Genomic DNA, 24,241 nt, shown 5'->3' on the forward strand with positions numbered 1-24,241 from the left:
ACCGGTAGTCTCCATCGGGTGACCCCCCGAGTTCGCTTCGCCCCTTCTCCCACCGGCTACCTGCACGTAGGTAGTGCCCGCACCGCACTGTTCAACTGGCTACACGCCCGCTCGACTGGCGGCACCTTCGTGTTGCGTATCGAGGACACCGACGCCGAGCGGAACCGCACCGACCTGACCGACAGCCTGCTGGCCGAGCTGGAATGGTTGGGTCTCGACTGGGATGAGGGCCCGTACTTCCAGTCCGAACGCTGCGACCGGCACCGAGAGGTCGTCGAGGACCTCCTCGGCCGGGGTCTGGCCTACCTGTGTGACGCGGACAACCAGGAAGTGGCGGGATCGACACTGGTCGAGGGTCTAGCCGTGCGGTTCCGGATGCCGGTCGGAGCGACCATGGCCTTCGCCGACGTGGTTCGGGGCGAGGTCTCGTTCGCCACCGACGACCTCGAGGACTTCGTCATCTGGCGCTCGAACGGGTCGCCCATGTTCCTGCTGGCCAATGCGGTGGACGACGCAGACATGGGCATCACCCATGCCATTCGTGGTGAGGACCTCTTGTCGGGGGTGCCCAAGGTCCTCCTCCTATTGGATGCCATCGGGGTGTCCCGGCCCACCTACGCCCACCTGCCCCTACTCGTCAACGAGCAGCGCAAGAAGCTCTCCAAGAGACGAGATGACGTGTCGATCGGCGACTACAGGTCCCGTGGCTATCTCCCGGAGGCCATGGTCAACTACTTGGCCCTATTGGGGTGGGGCCCGCCTGATGACGTCGAGGTCAGGCCGCTTTCCGAAATCGTGGAACTGTTCCGGATCCAAGACGTGAACAAGGCGGCTGCCTTCTTCGACCTCAAAAAGCTTGAGCATGTGAACGCCAGCCATCTAAGAGGGTTGTCCAAGCCGGACTTCATGGAGCGGGTGGCCCCCTGGGTCGGCACCGATGCGCCATGGCCGGCTGACCGGTTCGACACCGGCCAGTTCTCGACCATGGTCGACCTCGTCCAGGAGAAGCTTCGGACGTTGAGCGACATGCCCCGATTCGTGGACTTCCTCTTCCTGGAGGATCCGGTCGATGATCCCGACTCCTGGGAGAAGGTGATGGTGAAGGGTCCATCTGCTGCCGCCATGCTCGATGGAGCGGCGGTGGCGCTGTCGGATTGTGCCTGGGACACCGATTCGGTCTTGGCGGCAGTCGCTGCTGTGGGGGAGTCGTTGGACCTCAGGCTCGGGAAGGCTCAGGCCCCGGTTCGGGTAGCGGTGACCGGTCGCACCGTCGGACCTCCGCTGTTCGAGACGATGGCCGTGTGCATGGAGCGCGACGAGGTGCTTCGGCGGATCGCCCGGGCGAGAGCTCGTCTGTAGTACCCGTCACGACCGCGACGACGACCTGTCGCGTTGGTCGTTGCAGCCTCGCCGTTACGCTTACCGGGCCCTCAGGGGTCCACCTTCGGGGGTGGTGTAATTGGCAACACAGCTGGTTCTGGTCCAGTCGTTGGGGGTTCGAGTCCTCCCCCCCGAGCAAGAGGCGGCGTCTGACGTCGTCGCTACAATGACCGCCGCTCTGACGGTTCCGATCCCCGGATCGGTGGCGTCGGACGGCTCTGGCCCCGTTCGTCTAGAGGCCTAGGACGCCAGATTCTCAATCTGGTAGCACGGGTTCGAATCCCGTACGGGGTACCAAGAGGCCGGTCCAATCGTGGGCCGGCCCTTTGGTTTCAAGGCGAAGGCCGTTTAGTAGATGGCCAGGAGTTCGGCTACGACGATGAGCGCCGAAAATACGATGCCCATTGCCCGCATGGGACCGATGGGCAACTTCTGTAGGGCGGCTCCGAAGTTGGAGGAGGCCACGCCGTCGGGCATGTCCTTCCTAAGCGCGGCAAAGTCGGCGAACACCCCGTCGAAGTTCAACGTTGTCCACATCGACCCGATCACCGCGATGGCTGCCACCGCCAGTTGAACGCTCGAGTCACCCAGCGCATCCCCGCCGAAGGCGATGATGACCAGCACCACGCCGTGCATCAGCACGAACGGGAGGATCAGGGAACTGCCCGCCTGTGACCTCATTGAGGTGATCCCCACCCACGTCGACTCCTGCATGTCACTACCCCCGTGCTCGCTTCCGCCGAGCCTGTCGGCCCGCCTCTGACGACAGTACCGCCCAGGCAGCCCTCGATGCCGGAAGTTGCACGGCGGGCGGGACATCGCCCTCTATTCGGTGATTGATAGTTCCATCTGAGTGTTGTCAAAGCTTGTCAAGGTTGATTCACTGGTTTCCACATCAAGAGCGGTACGCCTTCGGGTGTGCCCAGCAACCTGGGATGGACACCCAAGGTGCTGTCCGCTTCGTGCGGAGATGCGGTCCCGACTAGATATTCGGGGCAACTAAGTGTCTGAACTGTCGATGCCGCGAGGCTTCGAACGTTCATCGCCGGCGATCAGGGTGTCCTCCCGCAACTAGAGCCCTGCGGGGCCGGGAGGAAATCCAATGAGCGCCGAATGGGGCTTTGAAACGAAACAGATCCATGCCGGGCAGGACCCTGATCCGGCAACCGGTAGTCGGGCCGTGCCCATCTATCAGACAACCTCATACGTCTTCCGTGACAGCCAACACGCCGCGGACCTCTTCGCGCTAGCCGAGGTTGGCAACATCTACACCCGGATCATGAATCCGACACAGATGGTGCTTGAGGCTCGCCTCCAGTCACTAGAGGGAGGAACGGATACAGCGATTGGGATCCCAGGAGCCTTGGCGCTTGCTTCGGGTCAGGCCGCGGAGACAATCGCGATCTTGAACCTTGCTGAGTCAGGCGACCACATCGTTTCATCGGCTTCGCTCTACGGGGGGACCTACAACCTGTTCCACTACACCCTTCCCAAGTTGGGGATTGAGACGACCTTCATCGACGATCCTGACGACCTTGATGCGTGGAGGGCGGCAATCCGGCCGAATACCAAAGCCTTTTACGGCGAGACGATTGGGAATCCGAGAAACGACTGCCTCGACATCAGAGGGATTTCAGAGTTGGGTCACGAGGCGGGCATTCCCCTCGTGGTCGATAACACCGTTTCAACCCCGTTCCTGTTCAACCCACTAGCCCTAGGGGCGGACATTGTCGTGCACTCCTTGACCAAGTTCATTGGAGGTCACGGCAACTCGGTCGGTGGCGTAATCGTGGACGGCGGGACCTTCGACTATGGGGCCAGCGGCCGGTTTCCCAACTTCACCGAACCTGATCCCAGTTACCACGGGCTTGCCTACTGGCCGGCCCTCGGGAACGGGGCGTACATCATCAAGGCCCGCGTACAACTGCTCCGTGACATTGGTGCGGCGGTTTCTCCGCAGAACGCCTTCTACTTCCTCCAAGGACTCGAAACGCTGAGTTACCGGATGGAACGGCACTTTGCGAACGCCCAGGCGGTTGCCGAGTACCTCGACTCCCACGACCAAGTCGAACGAGTCCAATATGCCGGACTGTCGAGTAGTCCGTGGCATGACCGACTAACCGAGTACGGCAGCGGCCGAGGTTACGGCTCTGTCCCGGCATTCATCATCGAGGGAGGACATGAGTCCGGGGCTCGCTTCGTTGACGCCCTCCAGTTGCACAGCCACGTCGCCAATATCGGCGATGTGCGCAGCTTGGCTATCCACCCGACGTCGACTACCCACTCACAGCTCACTAAAGAGGAGCAGTCGGCGACTGGAGTTGAGCCGGGACTGGTTCGACTCTCAGTTGGGTTGGAGACTCTCGATGACATCATTGCCGACCTGGAGGTGGGGTTTGCCGCGGCGCGAACCCGCTAATGGAACCAGATTCTGATTGGGGCCGGTCACTCCCGGATGTGCTCCACTCACAGGAAGCGATCTAGGCGACACAGTGCTATAGCTGCCAATACCTCAGCGGAAATCCTTACGCAGCCGCCATCGGCGGCTGCGTAAGGCCGCGGAGGGTACCGCAGAGGACGGGTTTGCCAGATGGTGCTTGCTCAGACCGGCCTGATCGACCCCGGGCCTCAGCGCTGCTTCGGTGCGATCCTCAGACCAGGTGCCGGAGATGGGCGGTCTCGTTGACACTTCGCAACGTCCGGACCCCGGTAGACGAGGCGCTAATTCTAGAGATCCCGCAGTAGTCACTGATCAGAGCGAACGGGTCGTCGTGGCCGAGCAGCGTCTGGATGTAGACGCTGGCCACCATGCTGTGGCAGAACACGGCCACCGTGCGACCCCTTTGGGTGGCCACGATCTCGTCAAACGTCTTCTGGACCCGGTCGCGGAAGGGCTCGTAGCCGTCGGAGAACATGCGGTGCGGGTCCTCCATGAACTCGCGGATCACCTCGTGGTCGGCGTCCATGTCCTCGGCCGGCGTGTAGCTGGAGCGACGGTGATCGGATTCCTTGAGGCCGTCGAGCCGTTTCAGGGTTAGGCCGAGTCGGTCGGCGAGGGGCTGGCCGGTCTGGATGGCCCGACGCATAGTGCTGGTCACAATGGCATCGACCGTCTCGTCGGCCAGGAACTCGGCGGTCGCCTCAGCCTGTTGTATACCGAGCGCCGACAATGGTGGATCGGCGGGGCCGTCGGACCGAACCTCGGCCTCGGGAAGCGCGTGCCTGATGACGAGGAGTTCCACGATCCCGGAACCTACGGGCCGATGCCTTTCTAGCCGTTAGTGGGCTTGCGATGTCAGGAACTCCCCACGTCCAACCCTTGCTGTCCGCTGTCCTTGTTCGAGTTGTTGAGGTCAGTTCGGGTTGCTGAGGCCGAGTTCAGCCAGTGTCCGGAGCCAGAGTTCGTGTCCTGGGTCCAATACATCAAAGTGGGTGCCGGTGTCAGAGAAGATCCCGGTTGCTTCGGGAATCAGCGAACTCTGACTGATGGGCACGGTCTGGTCATAGCGCCCATGAACGACGATGATCCGTGGGCCGTCAAAGACTGGTTGGGCGACCCTGTAGTGATCGGAAACCTCATCGGGCTCACCGCCTAGCAATGCTTGCACTGCGCCCGATCCAAGGTTCACTTCAGCGGCTAAACGCAGGTCAACAACTGCGGCCTGAGCAACGACGGTGTGTGGTGTGATGGCCGGACTCGCACCTGGGTCGCCAGAAGACAGCCGGTCCCGACTCCCCGCCCAGAGCGCAAGGTGACCACCAGCCGAGTGCCCGATCACGATCACATCGTCGAGTGCTAGCGGCTCGTCTAGGTGGGCGAGATGGTCAATGGCCCGGGCGACGTCTTCCAACGTCCCCGGATACCCCCCTCCCGAATCACCCACCGACCGGTAATCGATGTTCCAGGTCACGACTCCCCGCTCAGTCGCGTCCTCGGCCAGAAGCGTCATCAATGAACTATTGAAACCCGACCGCCAGAATCCCCCGTGGATGAGGACCACGACCCCAAAGGGTCCGTCTCCCGGCGGAACCCTGAGATCGCCGGCCTGAAGAGGATCAGGTCCGTAGGAAATGCGGAGAAGCCGATCGTGGCCGACGGCATTGAGATCGGACTCCTTCCTTGCTCGAGGAGCGACGGATGTGGATGCTCCCGCATCCGTCGCTGTCGTTGTGGCTGGCGCTGTCGTCGTGACCGGCGCTGTCGTTGTGGCTGGCGCTGTCGTTGTGGCTGGCGCTGTCGTTGTGGCTGGCGCTGTCGTTGTGGCTGGCGCTGTCGTCGTGACCGGCGCCGCGGTCGTGACCGACACCGCGGTCGAGACCAGCGAGTCTGGGGCGTCGCTGCTGCACGCGGCTTCGATGGCACACATCGAAAGAATCCCCAGGCAGGCGACCACCCTTGTGGGCCGGTAGTAGCGGGGGTGAACACCTCTCGTCGTCAGGCGATACGTCACAAGCGTTGTTCCTTACGAGACAAGGGCGCCTCTAGGTGGATCAGTGTGGGATCCGGTAGGTGCAGATACGTGCAGCGAACTGTGCGCGAAGGATCGTATATTCCACCGGATGGCGACCATCCTTATCACCGGCAGTAACAGTGGTTTCGGCAGGTTGGCCGTGTTCACCCTTGCCAGGCAGGGCCATCAGGTGGTGGCCACCATGCGGACCGTCTCCAAAGGTGACGACCTTCGACGGCTTGCTGAGGGCGAAGGTCTTGATATTGAGATCCGTCAACTCGACGTCACCGATCCCGACTCAGTCGAAGCAGCTATCGCCGACCCGGCAAGCATCGATGTGCTGGTCAACAACGCCGGTTTCGAGGTCCAGGGAGCGATAGAACAGATTGACGATGTTCTCATGCAACGTCAACTGGAGACCAACGTCATGGGTCCCCTACGCACCATGAGAGCGGTTCTCCCAGCATGGAGCGAGCGTGGAAGCGGAGTAATAGTAAACGTCAGCAGCATCGCCGGACGGGTGGCCCCGCCCTACAGCGGCGCTTACGCGGCATCGAAACACGCTCTCGAAGCCCTGACTGAATCGCTCCACTTTGAGGTATCCCATCTTGGGATCCGGGTCCATCTCATCGAACCCGGGCGTTTCCCGACCAACTTCTCCGACAACATTGTCTTCCCCCCGGCCTGGGAGGGTTCGCCTCACGAGGACCGGGCCCTCATATTTCGGGATTCGTTGACGAGCCTCGACGGAGACGGGACCGGGACCCCAGCCGACCCCCAACTCGTCGCCGATTCCATTGTTCGTGCTGCCACTGACCCCTCGACACCATTTCGAACGCTGGTTGGCGGGGACGCCGAACTTATCGACGCAACCAAGACCTCCATGAGCTTCGAGGATTTCGAAACCACGATGCGTGCCGCCCTCGACTGGCACGACTGACATCGACTAGCTGAGCAGGGGCCTGAACCAGTGTCAGTCCCTCTCGAAGAGGTCGCCCACCTTCTCGAGTTGGTCGGTCAAACGCTCCAGCTGACCCTCCAGCCGACGGTTTATTCTTAGGGCTACGGAGGCCAGCACGACCACGAGCAGGGTCACTGCACCCGCCGTGATGAACAGGCTGAGCAGCGAACCGCCATCGGAGTTCGGGAGGATCCGGGCCACCAGACCGTTGATGGCGTCCTTCCAGGACAGGGCAACTACCAGACCGAACGCCGTCATCACCGACGACATCACGATCCCGCGGATATTCAGTTTCTCGACGTTCTCTCTGAAGTCGCTCATGTTCGCCGCTTCTCTCCGTCAGACCTTCGGCCCGCTGCTCGGTCATCGTAGGCGAGACCCGCAAAACTGCAGTCCAGACAAGTCGACGGTGCCGCATACGGTTGGATTGGACACCGTTTTGGGCTGAAAAAGCAGAAAGACCGCCCTAAGGCGGCCGAAATGATGTCGACGACCCCAATTATACCACACCTAATTTTTCGATGTCGGATCGTGGGTGGCGTTTCTTCTGAACCCCCCGCCCACAGGGGGGGTGGGGGTTGACCACGACCCCACCATCACAGGCAAGACCATTGATCTCCCTGCCTAGTGTTCCGAGGATCAACACGAACACAAGTGACGTCATAGTCATCGGGGCAGGCATCGTCGGGCTTGCCGCCGCTCACGCCCTCCTGCTTGCGGGAAACAGCGTTCGGATTGTTGAACAGTCCGAACCAGGGATAGGCCAATCGACCAGAACCGGTGGAGGAATCCGCCTCGCCCACGGATCCGAAATGAACGTCCGGTTGACCCAACTCAGCCTGCCGACTTGGCTCAACTTCGAGGAACAGTTCGGCATCGACCCCCACTACCAAGAAACCGGCCACCTCTTCCTCTCCACGGAGGACACCGGAGGTTTGACAACCCAAGCCGGCCTACTCGAGTCGCTGGGAGTCCACTGCGACGTCCTAAGCAAGGGAGAGATCAGCCAGCGCTGGCCAACGCTGGACTCCATGGATTTCACGGCTGGCAACTACTGCAAAACCGGCGGCTACCTCGACCAGCATCGAGTGATCAAGGGATTCGCCCAAACCATCCAAGCCGGCGGAGCTCACCTTGAGTTGCGCACCCGGGTCGAAGGGATCCTTCGTGACGGAGACAAGGTCACAGGGGTCCATACCTCGGAAGGTTCGTTTACCAGCGGAACCGTCGTCAATGCTGCTGGGCCACACGCCGGGGTGATCTCCGCACTCGCCGGGCTTGAGATCCCGTTTGTCTCGCGTCGCCACGAACTCCTGATCCTGGAACAGACAGCCCGTGTTCCCGAAGGCATCCCGTGGCTCATCGACACTGACCATCAGGTGCACATGCGTCCTGACGGCTCGGGTCGAGCACTCGTTGGCGGTTTCCTCGGCCATGACGACCCCGACGACCCCGACGACTATGACCCAGCCTTGTCTGAACGATGGTCAACCACCGTCCGCGAACAGGCATCCCAGTCATTTCATCTCAGCCGTCCTGACTCTCCAGTCCTGAGAGGGTGGGCTGGCCTTTACCCGGGAACCGTCGACTATCTCCCAGTCCTCGAGCAGTCGACGCCCGGCCTCGTTACCGCTGCAGGGTTTTCGGGCACCGGCCTCATGCACGCACCTGTCGTAGCCCAGATCGTCGCTGACCTGATCCGAGAGGGATCCACCTCAGTCTTAGATATCGCTGCTCTGCGATCCCGCCGCTTCGACAACGAGCAACTGGTTGTGGACTCCACAGGCTTCTGAGGCTCTCGGGAGTCGAAGAGCGGACAGCAATGCCTCGGCGGTCTGGCTGTACACCCACGCCAAACCTGGCCTCGATACCGGATCTACAATCAATAGTGCCGCAGAGGCATTGATCCGTGAAAACACAGCTTGGCTACCAGAATGGCTACCAGCAGCGTTTCGGGCAAACCCAAAACCGCAGGTGACCTGCGTTTCCGCAGGTCACCAAACGATTTGCTGGTCGGGATGGGGAGATTTGAACTCCCGACCCCCTGCTCCCAAAGCAGGTGCGCTACCTGGCTGCGCCACATCCCGGATCGGCAGCCAGTGTACGAGTGGGTTGCGGTTGCCCTCGGGGTCGACCAGGACTGTCCGAAGGTGACGACACCGGACTGGTGCGCGATCCTCTTGATCGGACGACGCCACGATCACGGAGGCCCCGAGCAACATGAGTGAACCGATCTACGACGCCCGGACGTTCTGGGAGCTGGTCGAGCGGCGGGTGGCCGACAGTCCGGATCGGGCATTCCTGATCGACCCTGGCGGGGATGAGACACCGGAGCGAACGGTGACCTTTGCCGAGGCCAGGGCGTGGGCTGAACGCACGGCCGCCGGATTCGCCGCCATGGGTATCGGCGAAGGCACCCCCGTGACATGGGTGCTGCCCACCCGTATCGAGACCATCGTGGTGTCCCTTGCCCTGTCGCGCCTCGGTGCCGTCCAAAACCCGATCATTCACATCTACCGGGACCGCGAGGTCGGCTTCTGCATCCGTCAGACAGCCGCCGAGGTAGTACTCACACCGGGGGAGTGGAATGGCTTCGACTACCGGGCCATGGTCGAGCGGGTTACCGCTGACCTCGACTCGCCGCCGACCGTGCTGGACACCTACGACACCCTGCCCGAAGGAGACCCGGCTGAACTCCCACCGGTCCCGGCGACACTGGCCGACGGAGAGCCGCCCATCCGGTGGACCTATTACACGTCAGGCACCACTTCGGATCCCAAAGGCGTGCTGCATACCGATGCCAGCCTCATGGCCGGAGGCGTAGGTCTAGCTCGGGCATTGGACATGCAGCCCACCGACGTCGGGTCGATTGCCTTCCCGTACGCCCACATTGGTGGCCCCGACTACCTGGTCTGTCTCCTGGCCAGCGGCTTCCCGGCCGTGCTTGTCGAGAAGTTCGACCTAGGTGCGGTGGTAGACGCCTACCGCCGCCACAGAGTGACGATGGCTGGTGGCAGCACTGTCTTCTACACGATGTTCCTCGGGGTCCAGCGCCAGCAGCCCGACGAGCCGATCATCCCGACACTTCGCCTCCTCTCGGGAGGCGGAGCTCCCAAACCTCCCGAGATTTTCTTCGAAGTGCAGGCCGAGATGGGCATCCCGGTGGCCCACGGCTACGGCATGACCGAAAGCCCGATGATCTGCCAGGGATCGCCCGCTGATTCTGACGACCAACTCGCCCACACCGAAGGTCATCCAGTGCATGCCGCGCAAGTAGCCATCTGTCGACCCGATGGAAGCGAATGCGACCGTGGAGAGGAGGGCGAGGTCCGGATCTCGGGCCCACAGCTCTTCAAGGGCTACCGGGACCCCTCTCTGAACGCGGATGCCTTCGACGATCTGGGACGGTTCCGCAGCGGCGACCTAGCCGTCATGCGTGATGACGGCCACGTCACCCTCACCGGTCGATTGAAGGACGTGATCATCCGCAAGGGCGAGAACATCGCCGCCAAGGAGATCGAGGACGTCCTCTACACCCACCCGGCCGTCGGTGCCGTGGCCGTCATCGGCCTTCCCGACACTGAGCGTGGTGAACGGGTCTGTGCGGTTGTCGAGACAGCGGAGGACTCTGAACCACTGACCCTCGACCAAATGGCCGAGGCGTGCGCCGACGCCGGCCTCATGCGCCAGAAGGTGCCTGAACAACTGGTGGTGTACGACGGCCCGCTGCCCCGCAACGCCACCATGAAGATCCTGAAGTACGAACTAAAGGAAGCCATGGCTGAAATTCCTTGGCCGTAGGGGCCCCAGCCCGGGAGGGGCTTCTGGTCCCAGGCGGGTGGGCCGCACGATTTACCGGCCGGTGAACCGGCCCTTACGACGATCCCGGAAGGCCGCCACACCCTCGGCGGCATCCTCGGTGGCTGCCAACCCGGACTGGGTGACCCCCAGTGCCTCGATGCACGCCTCTTCGCCCTCGCGGACGTAGCGGGCGGACGAGGCCTTGGTGGCCTGGATGGCCAACGGGGCGTTAGTGCAGATCACCTCGGCGATCTCGATGGCCCGGTCCAACTGGGTGCCGGTCGCTACGACCTCCTGGACGAGACCGATCCGGTAGGCCTCGGCCGCGTCGAACTCGTCAGAGGTGAGTAGGTGGTACATGGCGTTACCCCATCCGCCTCGGTCGACGAAGCGCATGGTGGCGCCGCCCGCAGCATGGATGCCCCGCATCGGTTCGAGTTGGGAGAATCGGCAGTCATCGGCGGCCACAACGATGTCGCCGGCCAGCATCAGTTCGATCCCCAGGGTGAACGTCACGCCCTGCACCGCGGTGACGATCGGTTTGCAGCATCGACGCCCGAGCGACATCGGGTCAATGCGGCCACTAGTCGATCGTCGCCCTTCCTTCATGCCGCCGTGGAACTTCGGGAGGTCCAGCCCTGCCGTGAAGTGGGCGCCGTGGCCGAACAGCACCCCGCACCACAGGTCGTCGTCAGTGTCGAGACGCTCGAAGGCGTCGACCAACTGACGGGCCATCTGTGGCGTATAGCCGTTCATCTTGGCTGGTCGGTCCAGCCCGATGAGCAGGATCCGACCACGTACCTCGGTGGTGACTCCGCCTTCGGCGGGATCGAGTTCGGTCATGGTGGGTCCTCCGTGTCGTGCGTTTGACCCGAAGTCTGGACGACCGGGAGGGTCCCCGACGGATCAGGCGGCGGCCCGCACCGCCTCGCGCTCCAGCAGGCGTTCCTTGATGGGCAGGCCGAACGCGTAGCCGCCGAGGCTGCCGTCGGTGCGAAGCACTCGGTGGCACGGGATCAGAACCGGGATGGGGTTGGCGCCCAGTGCTGTTCCCACGGCTCGGACTGCCCTAGGGCGATGGATCGCCCGGGCCAGATCCGCATAGGTGTGGGTGGTTCCCGCCGGGATTGCCAAGCAGGCCTCCCAGACCGACATCTGGAAGGGCGTGGCACCACGAAGGTCGAAGGTCAGGTCGCTGCGGTCGCCGGTAGTGAAGGAGTATTCGATGGCGTCGAACAAGTCGTCCGGCATGGTCTCAGCGCGTGCAGCTCCACGGCCGGTGCGGTCATGGTGCTCCTCACGGAACCGGGCGAAGGTGGTGGTGTTCGCGAAACTCGCCCCCGAGATGCCGTGGTCGTTCCATGCGATCCAGAGGCCTCCGACTGGTCCGGCAACCTTCGCGATCTTGTCGACGGGTTGCTCGTCGAAGTCCTCCTCGGTGCCGATCATGCAAGTCCCCCTTCGAGGGTCGTGGGTGTGAACTACCCACTCTCGCGTACAACCCTGTTGCGTGCATCTCGCTACTGGCTGAAAAGCGACGGGACCAGCGCGTCTGGCGGCATGGTGATTCGGCTGGTATCAGAGGAGATGGAGAAGCGACGCTATTCGGGTGCCCCACCTGTCGACCTGGTGCAGGTGTTCGCTGAGGCCCGGGCGCCGCGAATGCTTGCCGCGCTAACTGGTTGAGTGGCCGGTTGAGTCACCCGACTGAGTGGGCAACCCGGTCAGTCGGTGTCAAGGCCTGATCGGACGATGACTAGCGGACACGGACTGTGGTGGGCGATGGCTTGGCTGACCGAGCCCAGGCGGAGTCCGGCGAATCCGCCTCGTCCCCGGTTGCCGACCACCAGCATGGACGCACCTTCGGCCGAGGCCATGAGGGTGTCGGCAGGCCGGCCCTTCTTCAGGGTGCGCCGAATCTCAACCTCATCTCCGTATTTCGAGGCCTCAAGGGCGGATTCGATGACCTCGCCCTGCATCTTGTCGACTTCGGTCGCCAGGTCGAACGAATCCAGCGGGACGTACCCCAGATCGGGGGCGGCGGGTACGTAGGTGGGGGAGAAGCACGTCACCACTTCTACCATGGCGCCTCGATGGTGGGCTTCTTCAATAGCCCAGATCAACGCCTCGCGGGCGTACCCCGAACCTTCGATGCCGACGACGATGCGCCGGTCGGACCCGTCACCCATCAGGTATGCCTCCGTCTTGGTCCCCGACTACCTATCCGCAAGTGTAGGACAGGAAAACGGTCGGGGTCCCGGGCATTGGTGGGCCGGGTGCTAGCTCAGGAGAGGGCTTCTTCGACCTTGGCTATGGCCTTTTCTTCCGGCGTGTTCAACGCGAAGGCCAGTTCGGACACCAGCACACTGAGGGCCTTGGTGTAGAGGGTCTTTTCACCGGCCGACAGGCCCTTGGCCTGGTCGCGCAAGGCGAGGTTTCGGACCACTTCGGCGACCTGGTAGACGTCACCGCTCTTGAGCTTTTCCTGATGGTTCTTAAACCGTCGCGACCAGTTGGCCGGCTCGCGGATGTCCCGCTTCTGGAGCACCTCGAACAGGTCCTCCACGTCGTCCTTGTCGATCGGCCAGCGCATGCCGACGTCTTCGGCCTTGTCGACCGGAACCGACAGCGTCAGTTCGCCGTGAGCCATCTCGAGCACCAGGTACTCGGTGTTCTCGCCGAAGGCCTTCTTCTTTTCCTTCTTGACGATGACCGCAGCACCGTGGTGCGGATAGACGACCTTGTCGCCGGGCTTGAACATCGAGGGGGCCTCCGGGGCTGCTGGGGGGGAGCATTCAGGATACCGCCGTGAGACGGTGGACGAGCTGGGAATGAGTTGGCTCGAGGGGTCGGACCGATCAGGCTCCGAGACGCTCGCGGGCCGCCTTGCTTCGTTCGAGCAGGTGCTCGGGCACACCGAACTGGTTGCCGGCCGCTCCGCTGCCACTGTCGCCCTCGCCGTCGTCGGCGGATTCCTCTGGAGCCTCGGCGGCACGTCGTTCTGCTTCGGCCCGGTCGATCCGGTATGCGTCCCAGTCGGTGGCCAGGCAGACCTGTTGGTGGCCGACCTGTCCGAGCCGAACGCCGTTATCAAAGTCGACCCAGTAGCGATACCAGGTCACGCCATTGGCCACCCGGACCTTGCCGGCTGTGCCCTCGGGGACGCCGGGAAGGTCGACGGTTGCGATGACTTTCTTGTAGCGCTTTATGGGCAGCGTGCGATCAATGGTTTTGGCCATGGGATTCCCGGGAGTCTCAGGTGGCTGGTTTCAGTGGGCAGGTGGCGGCAACGCTAGCGGCCCGCCGACCGCCCGGTGACGACAGCGTCGACCACTCGGGCCACCACTTCGTCGATGGGCACGTCGACCTTCTCGCCGTCGGCCCGGCTGGTGTATTCCAGTTGTCCGTTGTCCAGGCCGCGGGGCCCGATGGTGATCCGCAGTGGGATGCCGACCAGTTCGGCATCGGCGAACTTCACGCCCGGACGACCGTCTCGGTCGTCGAGTAGAACGTCGACGCCGGCGGCCTGGAGTTCTCCGTAGAGGCGTTCGGCGACGGCCATCGATTCCTCGTGGTCGACCTTTACCACGGTCAGGACCACCTCGTACGGGGCGATCGACATGGGCCATATCAGGCCGTGTTCGTCATGGTGGGTCTCGGCGACGGTGGCCATGGCCCGGCCCACGCCAATGCCGTAGGACCCCATGGTCGGCACTCGGTTGACGCCTTCGACGTCCAGGACGGTGACCCCCATCGCATCCGCGTATTTGCGACCCAGCTTGAAGATGTGGCCGGCCTCGATGCACCGGACAACCCGCAGGGCATTGCCGCAGGTGGTGCAAGCTTCGCCGTCGAGGATGCAGCGAATGTCTAGCCAGTGGTCAACGGCGATGTCGCGTTCGACGTCGACACCTTCGAGGTGCTGGTCGTCGACGTTGGCCCCGGTGGTCATACCGGACCGGCCACGAAGTGCCTCGTCGGCATAGATGGGCAGTTCGGTCACGCCGACCGCGCCGAGGCTGCCCGGTGACGCGCCGAGGGCTGCCTTGATCTCGTCTGCGTCGGCAGGCACCACTTCGGTGGCTCCGGTGGCATCGGTGAATTTCTGCTGCAGGAACGGATGGTCGCCCCGCAGCAGGACCAACGTGAGCACTCCATCGACCTTGTAGACGAGCGTCTTGATCTGATGGACCGCCGGATGGTCGAGTTCGGCGAGTGCTGCGATGGTCCGCACTCCAGGCGTCGGAAAGCTCTGCGGTGCGTCGCTGGACGAGCGGTTCTCCACCGGTTCGAGCGCCGCAGTGGCCCGCTCCACGTTGGCGGCGTATCCACATCCATCACAGATCGCCACGTCGTCCTCGCCGGCGTCGGACTCGACCATGAATTCGATCGAGGCGCTGCCGCCCATAGCGCCCGACGAGGCCTCCACTGGACGGGTATCTAGGTCGAGGCGCCGGAAGATCCGCTGGTAGGCGTCGTGATGGAGGTCGAAGGATCGGTCGAGGCCGTCGTCGTCGAGGTCGAACGAGTACGAGTCCTTCATGGCGAACTCGCGTACCCGCAGTAGCCCGGACTTGGGTCGGGGTTCATCCCGGAACTTCCACTGGATCTGGTACCAGAGCTGCGGTAGTTCCCGGTAGGAGTTGAGCTCTTGGGAGATGGTGGCGAACACTTCTTCATGCGTCATGCCGAGGGCCAGGTCGGCACCCTTTCGGTCCGTCAGGCGGAACATCTCGTCGCCCATCGACTCCCAACGGCCCGAGGCCTGCCAGACAGAGGCGGGGTGCATGGCCGGCAGCAGGAACTCCTGGGCGCCGATGCCGTCCATCTCTTGGCGAATGACCGCGGCCACCTTCTGGTGGACCCGCCAGCCCAGTGGCAGCATTGAGTAGTGGCCGGACTGGAGTTGGCGCATGAAGCCGCCGCGGGCGAGCAGGCGATGGCTCACCGCCTCGGCCTCGGCCGGGGCGTCGCGCAGGGTGGGAATGAAAAGGGATGACCAGCGCACCGGCCGTCTCCTCTCCGGCTGTCGGGCCGTTCGGGGCGAAGGCAGATCTTACCGCCTCCCATCGGGGGCGACGGTAGCCAAACGGCGCTAGTCCGGCCGGGTAGGAAGCGGTTGGCGGGCCCGTGTCAGACTCGATCCATGACCGACACCGTTACCTCCGTGGCAGCGACCGGGACTCCTGACGAGGTCCGCGCCGAACTTGATGCCTGGCTTTCAGAGAACTGGGATCCTGACCTGACTGTCGAGGAGTGGTGGGCCCGTCTGGCTGGCGCCCGGTGGACGTCGCCGGCCTTGCCCCCCGAGGCTGGTGGCCGTGGCTACGGCCGGGACCTCGCCGCGGCGGTGTCGACCGGACTGGCGGAGGCCAATGTGGTTGGTCCGCCAATGGGGTTGGGCCTGATGCTGGCTGCACCGACCATTGGTGTGCACGGCACCCCCGAACAGATTGATCGCTGGGTGCCGCCCATCCTTGAGGGGACTGATGCCTGGTGTCAGCTGTTCTCCGAGCCGGGCGCCGGATCGGACCTTGCCGGCCTGCAGTGCAAAGCCATCCGCGATGGTGACGAGTGGATCATCACCGGTCAGAAGGTCTGGACGTCAGGCGGTCACACGGCCCAGAAGGGGATGCTCATTGCCCGGACCGATCCCGAGGCTCCCAAGCACCAAGGCATCACCTACTTCGGCATCGACATGGACCAACCGGGCATCGAAGTTCGACCGCTCCGGGAGATGACCGGGCAGGCATTGTTCAACGAGGTGTTCCTCGACGAAGCCCGGGTTCCCCACGACGCCGTCATTGGCGGCCTAGGCGTCGGCTGGGCGGTGGCCAACACCACGCTGGCCTTTGAGCGGGCCAGCCTCGGCGGCGGCGGAAAGCAGCCGGTGTCGGTGCCTCCGGGTCCGACGGCCGGCCGGCTTCAGGCGCGCGCCGGTGATTACACCGAGCGGGTCAACCGGGGTCCGGACGGTGAGGGCGGTCGTGGCATGGGCACATCGGCCATGATCGACCTGGCCCGTGCAGTGGGCAACGCTGATGACCCGATCGTGCGTCAGGAGATCGTGCAACTGCACATCCTTGGCGAGGTGAACCGACTCAACATGCAGAGGGCCAAGGCCGGCGGTAGCCGCACCGGGGCCGAAGGCAACCTGGCCAAGTTGGCCATGAGTGAACTGGTTCGACGTAGCCGCGACGTGGGCAACCTGATTATCGGAGCCGACGGGATGCTGGCCCCGGCTAACTGCACCACCGGCGGGGTGGTCCAGGAGGTCACGGTGTTCAGCCCGGCGCCGGCTATCTACGGCGGCACCGATCAGGTACAGCGAAACATCATCGGCGAGCGGGTGCTCGGCCTTCCCAAGGAGCCGGGCCCGGACAAGGGAACGCCGTTCCGGGACCTCCTCCAGAACTAGTTCGGAAACAGGTGGGCCAGAAGGGCTGACCGGACGGCGTCCGGATCCTCCATCATCGGGGCGTGTCCCGAGGTGGCCAGTTCGACCAGTGTGGCGTGACCAAGCGCGTCGACCAGCGGTTGGGCGCCCCGGCGTGGGGTCATCCGGTCGAGCGTGCCCAGTACCACCGTGGTCGGGCAGGTGATCGCGGCTCCCGCATCCACAGCGCCGTCGTACGCCCCGCACAGCGCCAGGTCGCCGGCCAGCACCCCGTCGGGCGAGGTCTCGATGACAGCCCGACTGGTTCCCGTCATCGACATTCCCGGGGTGGGGTTGGTGCCGAACTTCTGGTCGGGTCCGTGCATCCAGCCGGCCATGAGGTCGGCGGCCAAGGGATCGTCGTCGTCGGCGGCGGTTTGCAGGGCGGGATGCACGGGCATGGCTGCTCCGAGTCCCATCACGACCAGCGAGGCGATCTTGTCACCGAGGGTGGCAGCCGCTTCGAGACCGATGAACGCACCCATGGAGTGGCCGATTACGTGCAGTGGCCCGCCGAGGGCCTCGGACAGGTCGCCCACCCAGGCAGCCAGTCCGGCTATCGACCCCAGCGCCGGCCCGTCGGAGTAGCCGTGTCCCGGCAGGTCGACAGCCACCGCCCGGGTGTCGTGGTGGGCCAACCAACGGGTCTGGTGCGACCAGACGGTTCGGTCCATGCCGGCCCCGTGGATCAGGACGACGAGCGGGGCATCGGCCACCTCCGGTCGATTGATGGCCATTGCGCCAGTCGCCGCGTGCACCGATTGGCCTGCTACCTGGATTCTCATCGGTCGATTACGCCTTCTGAGAGGCGCGTAGGGCCCGCGACAGGTCGGCACAGATGTCGTCGGGGTCCTCGAGTCCGACAGAGAGGCGGATGAGTTCCTCGCCTATTCCGGCGGATGCGAGGTCCTCGGCGCTCATCTGCTGGTGGGTGGTCGACCCGGGATGGATGACCAGTGTCTTGGCATCGCCCACGTTGGCCAGGTGCGAAGCCAGTTCGACGGCTTCGATGAAGCGGCGTCCGGCCTCTCGTCCCCCGTGCACGCCGAAGCTCAGGATGGCACCAGCGCCCTTCGGGTAGAGCCGGGCGGCTAGTTCGTGGTCGGGGTGGCTGGGATGCGCCGGATGGCTGATCCACGACACGGCGTCATGGGCGTCCAGCATCTCGATCACCCGGTGGGTGTTGTCGACGTGGCGGGCCATGCGCACTGGGAGGGTCTCGACACCCTGCAGCAGGTAGAAGGCGTTGGCCGGGCTCATGCAGCCGCCGAAATCGCGCAACCCCTCGGCTCGGGCGCGCATAGAGAGGGCGGTGGTGCCGAACTCCTCGGTGAAGGTGATGCCGTGGTAGCCCTCGTAGGGCTCCGACAGCGTGGGGAACTTCCCGGTGGACGCCCAGTCGAAGCGTCCACCGTCCACCACTACGCCACCGATCGCCACGCCGTGTCCGCCCAGAAACTTTGTCACCGAGTGGATGACGATGTCGGCTCCGTGGTCGATGGGGCGCATCAGGTATGGCGTGGCGAACGTCGAGTCGACGGCCAACGGCAGGCCGTGGGAGTGGGCGACCTCGGCCACCGCGGTTACGTCGAGTACCTCGATGCCTGGGTTGCCGAGGGTCTCGGCGAACACCAGGCGGGTCTCTGGGCGGATGGCCGCATCGAAGGCTCCGGGGTCACGGGGATCGACGAAGGTCGTGGTGATCCCGAACCGGGGCATGGTCAGGTTCAACATGTTGTGGCTTCCGCCGTAGATATTCCGGCTGGCTACCACGTGGTCACCAGCGTTCAGGATGGTGGCCATGGCCAGATGCAGGGCCGCCTGCCCGCTGGACGTGCACACGGCGCCCACTCCGCCTTCCAGTGAGGCGATCCGCTCCTCAAGCACGGCAACGGTTGGGTTGGAGATCCGTGAGTAGAGGTGGCCACTGACCTCCAGGTTGAACAAGCCCGCTGCGTGGTCGACCGAGTCGAACACGTACGAGGTGGTCTGGTGAATGGGCACAGCCCGCGAGCCGGTGACAGGGTCGGGACGTTGTCCGGCGTGCAGGGCACGTGTGTCGAATCGGTGGTGATCAGGTTCGACCATGGGTGGAACCTAGGCCAGTCGGAGCGACACGATGGTGCTGGTCCGACTATGCCCGTTCAGTGCGAGACCCACTGGGCCAGTCGGTCAAGGGCCTCGTCGGTGTGGAACCGGGGCGCGGTGTCCCGCACGCTGAGCACCACGGCGCCCGTGTCCTGGCGGATCCGGGCGAACATGACCTGAGGGCAGGACACGACGAGGGTCGGCTACCCCGTTGGTGTGCCGTGTCTAGAGTGCGCGGTCATGCGCATCGGATTTATCGGATTGGGCAACGCCGGCGGCAAGTTGGCTGGCAGCCTCCTCCGAAACGGCTACGACCTCACCGTTCGTGATCTCGACCCCGAGGTGGCCCGCCCGTTTGTCGATGGCGGTGCCTCGTGGGCTGACTCGCCGAGGGAGATGGCTGAGGCTTGTGATGTGGTGATCACGTGTCTCCCATCGCCCGCGGCCTGCTCGGCGGTCATGGAAGCCGATGACGGGGTCCTCGCCGGGCTGCGCGCCGTGGCTGAAGCGGGGGCTGATGCCGGCGGGTCGCGGATCTGGCTGGAGATGAGCACGACCGACGAGTCCGAGGTTCGACGTATTGGTGCCCTGGTGGTTGAGGCGGGGGCCGAACCGGTGGACTGTCCGGTCTCGGGGGGCTGCCACCGGGCGGCCACCGGGAACATCGCCATCTTTGCGGGGTGTGAACGGGAGACCTTCGAGCGGATCCTGCCCGTGTTGACCACCATGGGGCGGCGGATCTTGCACACCGGTCCGTTGGGCTCGGCGTCGATACTGAAGGTGGTGACCAACTACCTGGCGTCGGCCAACCTCCTGTCAGTCAGTGAGGCGCTAGTGACCGCATCGGCCGCTGGCATGGACCTCAACACCTCGTACGAGGCCATCCGGATCTCTTCGGGCAACTCGTTTGTGCACGAGACCGAGGGTCAGGTCATTTTGAACGGCAGCCGGGACATCAACTTCACCATGGACCTGGTGGCCAAGGACGTCGGCCTGTTCGATGCTTTGTCCCGCAGGCTCGACGTGCCGTTGGAACTCTCACCGTTGCTGGTCGAGGTCTTCGAGGACGGTCGGGCCCGCTACGGCGATCGGGAGTTCTCACCCAACATCATCCGGCGACTCGAGGAGGCCACCGGTCTGGACGTGCGGACGTCCGGCTTCCCGGCCGAGATCGTCGATGACGAGCCAGAGGAACCCGGCTACGAGGTGGTGCCGCCTCGATGAGCACGATTCCCGAGGTCATGACTGCCCTCCAGTTGGTGGGCAACGGTGGGCCGGAGATGCTCGTTCTACGCCACGACGTACCTGTCCCGGTCCCGGCCGACGACGAGGTGCTTGTGCGGGTGCGGGCGTGCGCCATGAACAACACCGACGTGAACACGCGGGTGGGTTGGTATTCCAAGGCAGTGACCGGGGCGACGGCCACCGAGGGGTTCACCGCCGTCGATTCGGTGGGAGAAGTGGCCGACGACGCCGCGTGGGGAGGCAGCGGCCTTGCTTTCCCGCTCATTCAGGGGGCCGATCCGTGCGGTGAGGTGGTGGCCGTGGGGGCGACGGTCGACGCTGAGCTGATCGGACGACGGGTATTAGCCGACGGCTGGATTCGTGACCCCGACGACCCGTCGGACCGCTCGAAGGCCGGTTACCTCGGATCTGAACGGGATGGCGGTTACGCCCAGTACTGCGTCATTCCGGTCCGAAACGTCTATCCGATCGATCCGGCCGACGGACCCCCGCTCGACCTCACTGACGCCGAGTTGGCGTCGTTCCCTTGTTCGTGGGCAACCGCGGAACACATGCTCTCCCGCCCGGCGGTGGGTCTGTCCGACACGGTGGTGGTAACCGGGGCGTCCGGCGGGGTGGGATCGGCGCTGGTGCAGCTGGCCAGGCTGCGGGGCGCCCGGGTGGTGGCCGTGACCAGCGCCGCCAAGTTCGCCGCCGTCTATGCCATGGGGGCCGATGCCTGTGTGGATCGGGCCACTGATGATCTGGCCGCAGCGGTGGTTCAAGCGGCAGCCAGTCTGGTCGACAAGGGGTCCGACGGAGGATCCACCATGGCAAGCGGCCGGGTCGACGTGCTGGCCGACGTGGTAGGTGGCCCCGACTTCGCTCCCCTGCTCGAGGTAGTGCGCAGGGGAGGGCGATACACGACTGCCGGGGCCATCGCTGGACCCATCGTGGACCTGGACCTTCGGACGCTGTACCTCAACGATCTCGAGTTGTTCGGTTGCACCGTGTACGAACCGTCGGTGTTCGAAGCGCTCGTCGCCTACATCCAGCGGGGAGAGGTGTACCCGGTGGTGGCCGCTACGTGGCCGCTCGCCGACTTCCATGCCGCCCAGGAGGCGTTCACCGCCAAGTCCCATGTGGGGGCCATGGTCGTCGAGATCCCCTGAGGTCTCGTTGTCGGACACCCGTCCGATCGGAGCCGGTGTCAGGACAAGGGCCGGCTCCCGCGCATGGAAGGGTCAGCCGATGGGTGGGTCGTTGGCGTGGAGCGGGGCGTAGAAGTCCAGGTTCTGCCTGAGTAGGTCCATCGACGTCATGTTGGTTGGGGGCAATTCGCCCTCGTGTACGCCCACCGGTTCGGTGCGGTCGCCCCACGTCAGGGCTATCGACCCCCAGGTGACCCCGCCGCCGAAGGCCGTCAGTACGACGGTGTCGCCAGGTGAGATGCGGCCCGCATCCAGCGCATCGGAGAGGGCCATGGGGATCGATGCCGCTGCCGTGTTGCCCAGGTCGGCGATGTTGACGAAGACTCGTCCCGCTTCGATGCCCAGTCGCCGCGTCGCCGAATCGATGATCCGGGCATTTGCCTGATGGGGGACAACCAGGTCGACGTCGTCGGCGGTTAGTCCGGCCCGTTCGAGCACGCGGGTCGCCGACGCCGAGATGCCCTGGACGGCGATCTTGAACACGGCCCGTCCTTCGAAGTGGAGGCGGGAAATTTCTGGGTCGTTCGTGGCCTGAGGTTCTCCGGCCGATCCCATGGACCTGATGACCATGGTGCCGCCTTTGCCGCCGTCGGCCCCTAGATCGACGGACAGCACCCCGGCCCCATCCTCGGAGGGCTCGAACACCGCGGCACCTGCGCCGTCGCCGAACAGAATGGCCGTTCCGCGGTCCCGGTAGTCCATGGCGAAGTGGAGTTTCTCGGCGCCCACCAGAAGCACCTTGTCGGCGTAGCCCGATTCAATCATCGAGGCGACCACCGACGTGCCGTACACGAAGCCCGAGCAGGCGGCGTTCAGGTCGAAGGCGGCGGAGTTGGAGGCACCGATCCGATCCTGGACCATGGCGGCCACGCTCGGGCAGAGGATCTCCGGGGTGCAGGTGGCCACCACGACAAGGTCGACCTCGTCGGCGTCCAGACCGGAACAGGCCAGGGCCCGACGGGCGGCCAGCTCGGCCATATCGGTTACCTCGACGTGGGAGAGCTGGCGGTTGCGGATTCCGGTGCGTTCGACGATCCACTCGTCGTTGGTGTCCATGAGCTGCTCAAGGTCGGCATTGCTGAGCGACACGGGGGGAACACATTTCCCCCACCCGGTGATCACGGCACGTCGGGACATGGGGAATTTCCTACCACGCACGGACGTTCGGACTCGTTGTCGGTGGCGGCCGGTCCTGTTTCCCGGGTGTGGTGGTTCGTGGTGCTTTGGCTTCGCTACGCCGGTAGGGACGTTCGGCTCTTGTGCCCCCGTAGGCCTGTTCCTACGGTCGAGGACATGGAGCGCCATCTGATGGTCCAGACCGTCGAGTTGCTGGCGCTCCGGGGATACATCGACTTCACGTACGCCGGTAGGTTCGTCTACGTATGTCGGTCGATCAGATGAGCCTGTTCACGGCGCTCCTGGCGTTGGTTGCCGCAGCGGTGGCCTTGGTAGGGGTGGTTCTGTTGACCACCGCTGCCGGCCGGGTGGTACTCGTAGGGTTTCGAACAGACGCCCGACGGCTGGCTTTTTCGGTGGCCGGCGTCTCAACCGCGGCCAGTCTCTGGTTCTCCGAGGTCGGCGGCTTCATCCCCTGTGAACTCTGCTGGTATCAGCGGATCCTCATGTACCCGCTGGTCCTGGTCCTGGGTGCAACCGTCTGGGGAGGTGACGATCTTCTACGTTGGAGGGTCCTCCCGTTCTCGCTCCTCGGGGTGGCCGTGTCGGGCTACCACGTGCAGTTGCAGTGGTTTCCCGACCAGGCGTCCTCCTGTGAGGTGGCGACACCGTGCACCCAGCAGTGGGTCGACGAGTTCGGCTTCGTGTCGATCCCCGTGATGGCGTTCTTCGGTTTCGCTGCCATCACGGTGCTCGTGCTGGCCGCCACTGTTCGCGAGGATGCGGGCCTTCCGGACGGCCCGCGTGCTGGCCGGGACGTGGATTTCGTCACTTCGAAAGAGCGACCATGACCGACAAGATGACTAGTGGCGGAGGTCAGGGACGGACCATCGCGTACGTGCTGGTGGGGGCGGTTGCCCTAGCGCTGGTGGCCGCGCTGACCCTCGGGGGAGGCGAGCCGGTCGGTGATCTCGATGGCAATGAGACCGGTCCGGTGGTGGTGGCAGGCGAAGTCCTGCCCGAGTTTGGCGGCACGTCCGGCGATTCGGCAGTCGGGATGATGGCGCCTGACTTCGACGCCACCTCGTTCGATGGTCGAGAGGTGCTCATCCGTCCCGGTGAAGGGTCGGGCTACGTGTTGGCCTTCTTCGCCCACTGGTGTCCCCACTGTCAGGACGAGGTCCCCAAGCTCGTCGATTGGATCGGACGGGGCGGCATTCCCGACGGGGTCGAGGTGGTGGCCGTATCGACAGCGGTATATCTAGAGCGCGGCAACCCGCCACGGGCTTGGTTGGCCGGTGAGGGTTGGCCGGCCGTCGCGGTGCGAGACGACGACACGGGCACCGTGGCCGACGCGTTCGGGCTTCGGAGTTTCCCGTACTTCGTTGTCGTCGGAACCGACGGGAAGGTGCGCGGTCGGATCAGCGGAGGGCTGGCTCTTGAGGACTGGAACTGGGCGCTCGACCAGGCGGGGCGTTCAGGTGCAGTGCGCACTGGCTCCGGCTCCGCCTGAGTAGGGGACCAGAGAGGCGACGGCCGGCTCGGGACGCTGGCTGCCTGTCTAGACCTGGCG

Annotated in this window: 25 protein-coding genes, 3 tRNA genes and 1 riboswitch; of the genes, 14 read left to right on the forward strand and 14 right to left on the reverse strand. The window is 64.4% G+C overall.

The annotated features are described in order from the left end of the window. Positions 1 to 18 precede the first annotated feature (18 nt). From QF777_04070 to QF777_04080, 3 genes are all read left to right on the forward strand, one after another. The gene (locus QF777_04070) at positions 19 to 1,359 is read left to right on the forward strand and encodes a glutamate--tRNA ligase family protein (protein MDP6910727.1); all 1,341 of its coding nucleotides are present in this window, start codon (positions 19 to 21) and stop codon (positions 1,357 to 1,359) included. Between the two features lie 85 nt (positions 1,360 to 1,444). Further along, positions 1,445 to 1,516, forward strand: a tRNA-Gln gene (locus tag QF777_04075). Between the two features lie 85 nt (positions 1,517 to 1,601). Next, positions 1,602 to 1,677: transfer RNA gene (locus QF777_04080), tRNA-Glu, on the forward strand. A gap of 51 nt (positions 1,678 to 1,728) precedes the next feature. Here QF777_04080 and QF777_04085 read toward each other — a convergent pair. Further along, positions 1,729 to 2,094: a hypothetical protein gene (locus QF777_04085; GenBank protein MDP6910728.1), complete on the reverse strand. Its 366-nt coding sequence runs from the start codon at positions 2,092 to 2,094 to the stop codon at positions 1,729 to 1,731. A 173-nt stretch (positions 2,095 to 2,267) separates the two neighbouring features. Next, positions 2,268 to 2,393, forward strand: a riboswitch (SAM-I-IV-variant riboswitch). Positions 2,394 to 2,482: 89 nt separating this feature from the next. On the opposite strand from QF777_04085, the gene QF777_04090 reads away from it, so the two are divergent. Beyond that, positions 2,483 to 3,799 carry a bifunctional o-acetylhomoserine/o-acetylserine sulfhydrylase gene (locus QF777_04090; GenBank protein ID MDP6910729.1) on the forward strand — a complete coding sequence of 439 codons (1,317 nt, stop codon included), beginning with the start codon at positions 2,483 to 2,485 and terminating at the stop codon, positions 3,797 to 3,799. A 232-nt stretch (positions 3,800 to 4,031) separates the two neighbouring features. Here QF777_04090 and QF777_04095 read toward each other — a convergent pair whose 3' ends face one another. Beyond that, complete coding sequence (locus tag QF777_04095; protein ID MDP6910730.1) at positions 4,032 to 4,622, reverse strand: histidine phosphatase family protein; 591 nt, start codon at positions 4,620 to 4,622, stop codon at positions 4,032 to 4,034. Positions 4,623 to 4,733: 111 nt separating this feature from the next. Next, positions 4,734 to 5,381 (reverse strand): alpha/beta hydrolase, encoded by a 648-nt coding sequence (locus QF777_04100; GenBank protein MDP6910731.1) that lies wholly within the window; start codon positions 5,379 to 5,381, stop codon positions 4,734 to 4,736. Between the two features lie 139 nt (positions 5,382 to 5,520). On the opposite strand from QF777_04100, the gene QF777_04105 reads away from it, so the two are divergent. Together QF777_04105 and QF777_04110 are read left to right on the forward strand one after the other, a co-directional pair. Further along, a complete protein-coding gene (locus tag QF777_04105) occupies positions 5,521 to 5,790 on the forward strand; it encodes a hypothetical protein (protein ID MDP6910732.1) in 270 nt (89 codons plus the stop codon). A gap of 150 nt (positions 5,791 to 5,940) precedes the next feature. Beyond that, on the forward strand, positions 5,941 to 6,771 hold the full coding sequence (locus QF777_04110) for an SDR family oxidoreductase (protein MDP6910733.1): 831 nt from the start codon (positions 5,941 to 5,943) through the stop codon (positions 6,769 to 6,771). A 33-nt stretch (positions 6,772 to 6,804) separates the two neighbouring features. Here the strand turns inward: QF777_04110 and QF777_04115 are convergent, their stop codons facing one another. Beyond that, positions 6,805 to 7,113, reverse strand: coding sequence for a DUF5654 family protein (locus tag QF777_04115; GenBank protein MDP6910734.1), 309 nt, complete (start codon positions 7,111 to 7,113; stop codon positions 6,805 to 6,807). 290 nt (positions 7,114 to 7,403) lie between these two features. Between QF777_04115 and QF777_04120 the strand changes: the two genes are divergently transcribed. Then, positions 7,404 to 8,585 carry an FAD-dependent oxidoreductase gene (locus tag QF777_04120; protein ID MDP6910735.1) on the forward strand — a complete coding sequence of 394 codons (1,182 nt, stop codon included), beginning with the start codon at positions 7,404 to 7,406 and terminating at the stop codon, positions 8,583 to 8,585. Between the two features lie 217 nt (positions 8,586 to 8,802). Here the strand turns inward: QF777_04120 and QF777_04125 are convergent. Continuing rightward, positions 8,803 to 8,879, reverse strand: a tRNA-Pro gene (locus tag QF777_04125). A gap of 133 nt (positions 8,880 to 9,012) precedes the next feature. Here QF777_04125 and QF777_04130 point away from each other — a divergent pair. Beyond that, entirely contained in the window at positions 9,013 to 10,593 is a 1,581-nt protein-coding gene (locus QF777_04130; GenBank protein ID MDP6910736.1) for an AMP-binding protein, read from the forward strand. A gap of 51 nt (positions 10,594 to 10,644) precedes the next feature. Here the strand turns inward: QF777_04130 and QF777_04135 are convergent, their stop codons facing one another. Both QF777_04135 and QF777_04140 read right to left on the reverse strand, forming a co-directional pair. Beyond that, positions 10,645 to 11,436, reverse strand: coding sequence for a crotonase/enoyl-CoA hydratase family protein (locus QF777_04135; protein MDP6910737.1), 792 nt, complete (start codon positions 11,434 to 11,436; stop codon positions 10,645 to 10,647). Positions 11,437 to 11,499: 63 nt separating this feature from the next. After that, on the reverse strand, positions 11,500 to 12,042 hold the full coding sequence (locus QF777_04140) for a methylated-DNA--[protein]-cysteine S-methyltransferase (protein ID MDP6910738.1): 543 nt from the start codon (positions 12,040 to 12,042) through the stop codon (positions 11,500 to 11,502). 27 nt (positions 12,043 to 12,069) lie between these two features. On the opposite strand from QF777_04140, the gene QF777_04145 reads away from it, so the two are divergent. Continuing rightward, positions 12,070 to 12,279 carry a hypothetical protein gene (locus tag QF777_04145; protein ID MDP6910739.1) on the forward strand — a complete coding sequence of 70 codons (210 nt, stop codon included), beginning with the start codon at positions 12,070 to 12,072 and terminating at the stop codon, positions 12,277 to 12,279. Positions 12,280 to 12,317: 38 nt separating this feature from the next. Here the strand turns inward: QF777_04145 and QF777_04150 are convergent, their stop codons facing one another. From QF777_04150 to QF777_04165, 4 genes are all read right to left on the reverse strand, one after another. After that, positions 12,318 to 12,782 carry a universal stress protein gene (locus QF777_04150; protein MDP6910740.1) on the reverse strand — a complete coding sequence of 155 codons (465 nt, stop codon included), beginning with the start codon at positions 12,780 to 12,782 and terminating at the stop codon, positions 12,318 to 12,320. 95 nt (positions 12,783 to 12,877) lie between these two features. After that, complete coding sequence (locus tag QF777_04155) at positions 12,878 to 13,354, reverse strand: CarD family transcriptional regulator (GenBank protein ID MDP6910741.1); 477 nt, start codon at positions 13,352 to 13,354, stop codon at positions 12,878 to 12,880. A gap of 97 nt (positions 13,355 to 13,451) precedes the next feature. After that, positions 13,452 to 13,832, reverse strand: a complete 381-nt coding sequence (locus QF777_04160) for a hypothetical protein (protein ID MDP6910742.1) — start codon at positions 13,830 to 13,832, stop codon at positions 13,452 to 13,454. Between the two features lie 53 nt (positions 13,833 to 13,885). Continuing rightward, complete coding sequence (locus tag QF777_04165) at positions 13,886 to 15,601, reverse strand: proline--tRNA ligase (protein MDP6910743.1); 1,716 nt, start codon at positions 15,599 to 15,601, stop codon at positions 13,886 to 13,888. A 138-nt stretch (positions 15,602 to 15,739) separates the two neighbouring features. On the opposite strand from QF777_04165, the gene QF777_04170 reads away from it, so the two are divergent. Then, positions 15,740 to 17,011 (forward strand): acyl-CoA dehydrogenase family protein, encoded by a 1,272-nt coding sequence (locus QF777_04170; GenBank protein ID MDP6910744.1) that lies wholly within the window; start codon positions 15,740 to 15,742, stop codon positions 17,009 to 17,011. Here the strand turns inward: QF777_04170 and QF777_04175 are convergent. Together QF777_04175 and QF777_04180 are read right to left on the reverse strand one after the other, a co-directional pair. After that, complete coding sequence (locus QF777_04175; protein ID MDP6910745.1) at positions 17,008 to 17,766, reverse strand: alpha/beta hydrolase; 759 nt, start codon at positions 17,764 to 17,766, stop codon at positions 17,008 to 17,010. The genes QF777_04170 and QF777_04175 overlap by 4 nt on opposite strands. A 55-nt stretch (positions 17,767 to 17,821) precedes the next feature. Next, positions 17,822 to 19,117, reverse strand: coding sequence for an O-acetylhomoserine aminocarboxypropyltransferase (locus QF777_04180; GenBank protein ID MDP6910746.1), 1,296 nt, complete (start codon positions 19,115 to 19,117; stop codon positions 17,822 to 17,824). A gap of 240 nt (positions 19,118 to 19,357) precedes the next feature. On the opposite strand from QF777_04180, the gene QF777_04185 reads away from it, so the two are divergent. Together QF777_04185 and QF777_04190 are read left to right on the forward strand one after the other, a co-directional pair. Then, positions 19,358 to 20,341: an NAD(P)-dependent oxidoreductase gene (locus tag QF777_04185; GenBank protein MDP6910747.1), complete on the forward strand. Its 984-nt coding sequence runs from the start codon at positions 19,358 to 19,360 to the stop codon at positions 20,339 to 20,341. Beyond that, positions 20,338 to 21,513 (forward strand): alcohol dehydrogenase family protein, encoded by a 1,176-nt coding sequence (locus QF777_04190; GenBank protein ID MDP6910748.1) that lies wholly within the window; start codon positions 20,338 to 20,340, stop codon positions 21,511 to 21,513. Before QF777_04185 ends, QF777_04190 begins: the two co-directional genes overlap by 4 nt. Positions 21,514 to 21,585: 72 nt before the next feature. Here the strand turns inward: QF777_04190 and QF777_04195 are convergent, their stop codons facing one another. Next, complete coding sequence (locus tag QF777_04195) at positions 21,586 to 22,689, reverse strand: beta-ketoacyl-ACP synthase III (GenBank protein MDP6910749.1); 1,104 nt, start codon at positions 22,687 to 22,689, stop codon at positions 21,586 to 21,588. 245 nt (positions 22,690 to 22,934) lie between these two features. On the opposite strand from QF777_04195, the gene QF777_04200 reads away from it, so the two are divergent. Both QF777_04200 and QF777_04205 read left to right on the forward strand, forming a co-directional pair. Next, entirely contained in the window at positions 22,935 to 23,519 is a 585-nt protein-coding gene (locus QF777_04200) for a disulfide bond formation protein B (protein ID MDP6910750.1), read from the forward strand. Next, complete coding sequence (locus QF777_04205) at positions 23,516 to 24,181, forward strand: TlpA disulfide reductase family protein (protein ID MDP6910751.1); 666 nt, start codon at positions 23,516 to 23,518, stop codon at positions 24,179 to 24,181. Before QF777_04200 ends, QF777_04205 begins: the two co-directional genes overlap by 4 nt. Positions 24,182 to 24,241: the final 60 nt, after the last annotated feature.

The sequence above is a fragment of the Acidimicrobiales bacterium genome, from assembly GCA_030747595.1.
Lineage (GTDB): Bacteria > Actinomycetota > Acidimicrobiia > Acidimicrobiales > MedAcidi-G1 > UBA9410.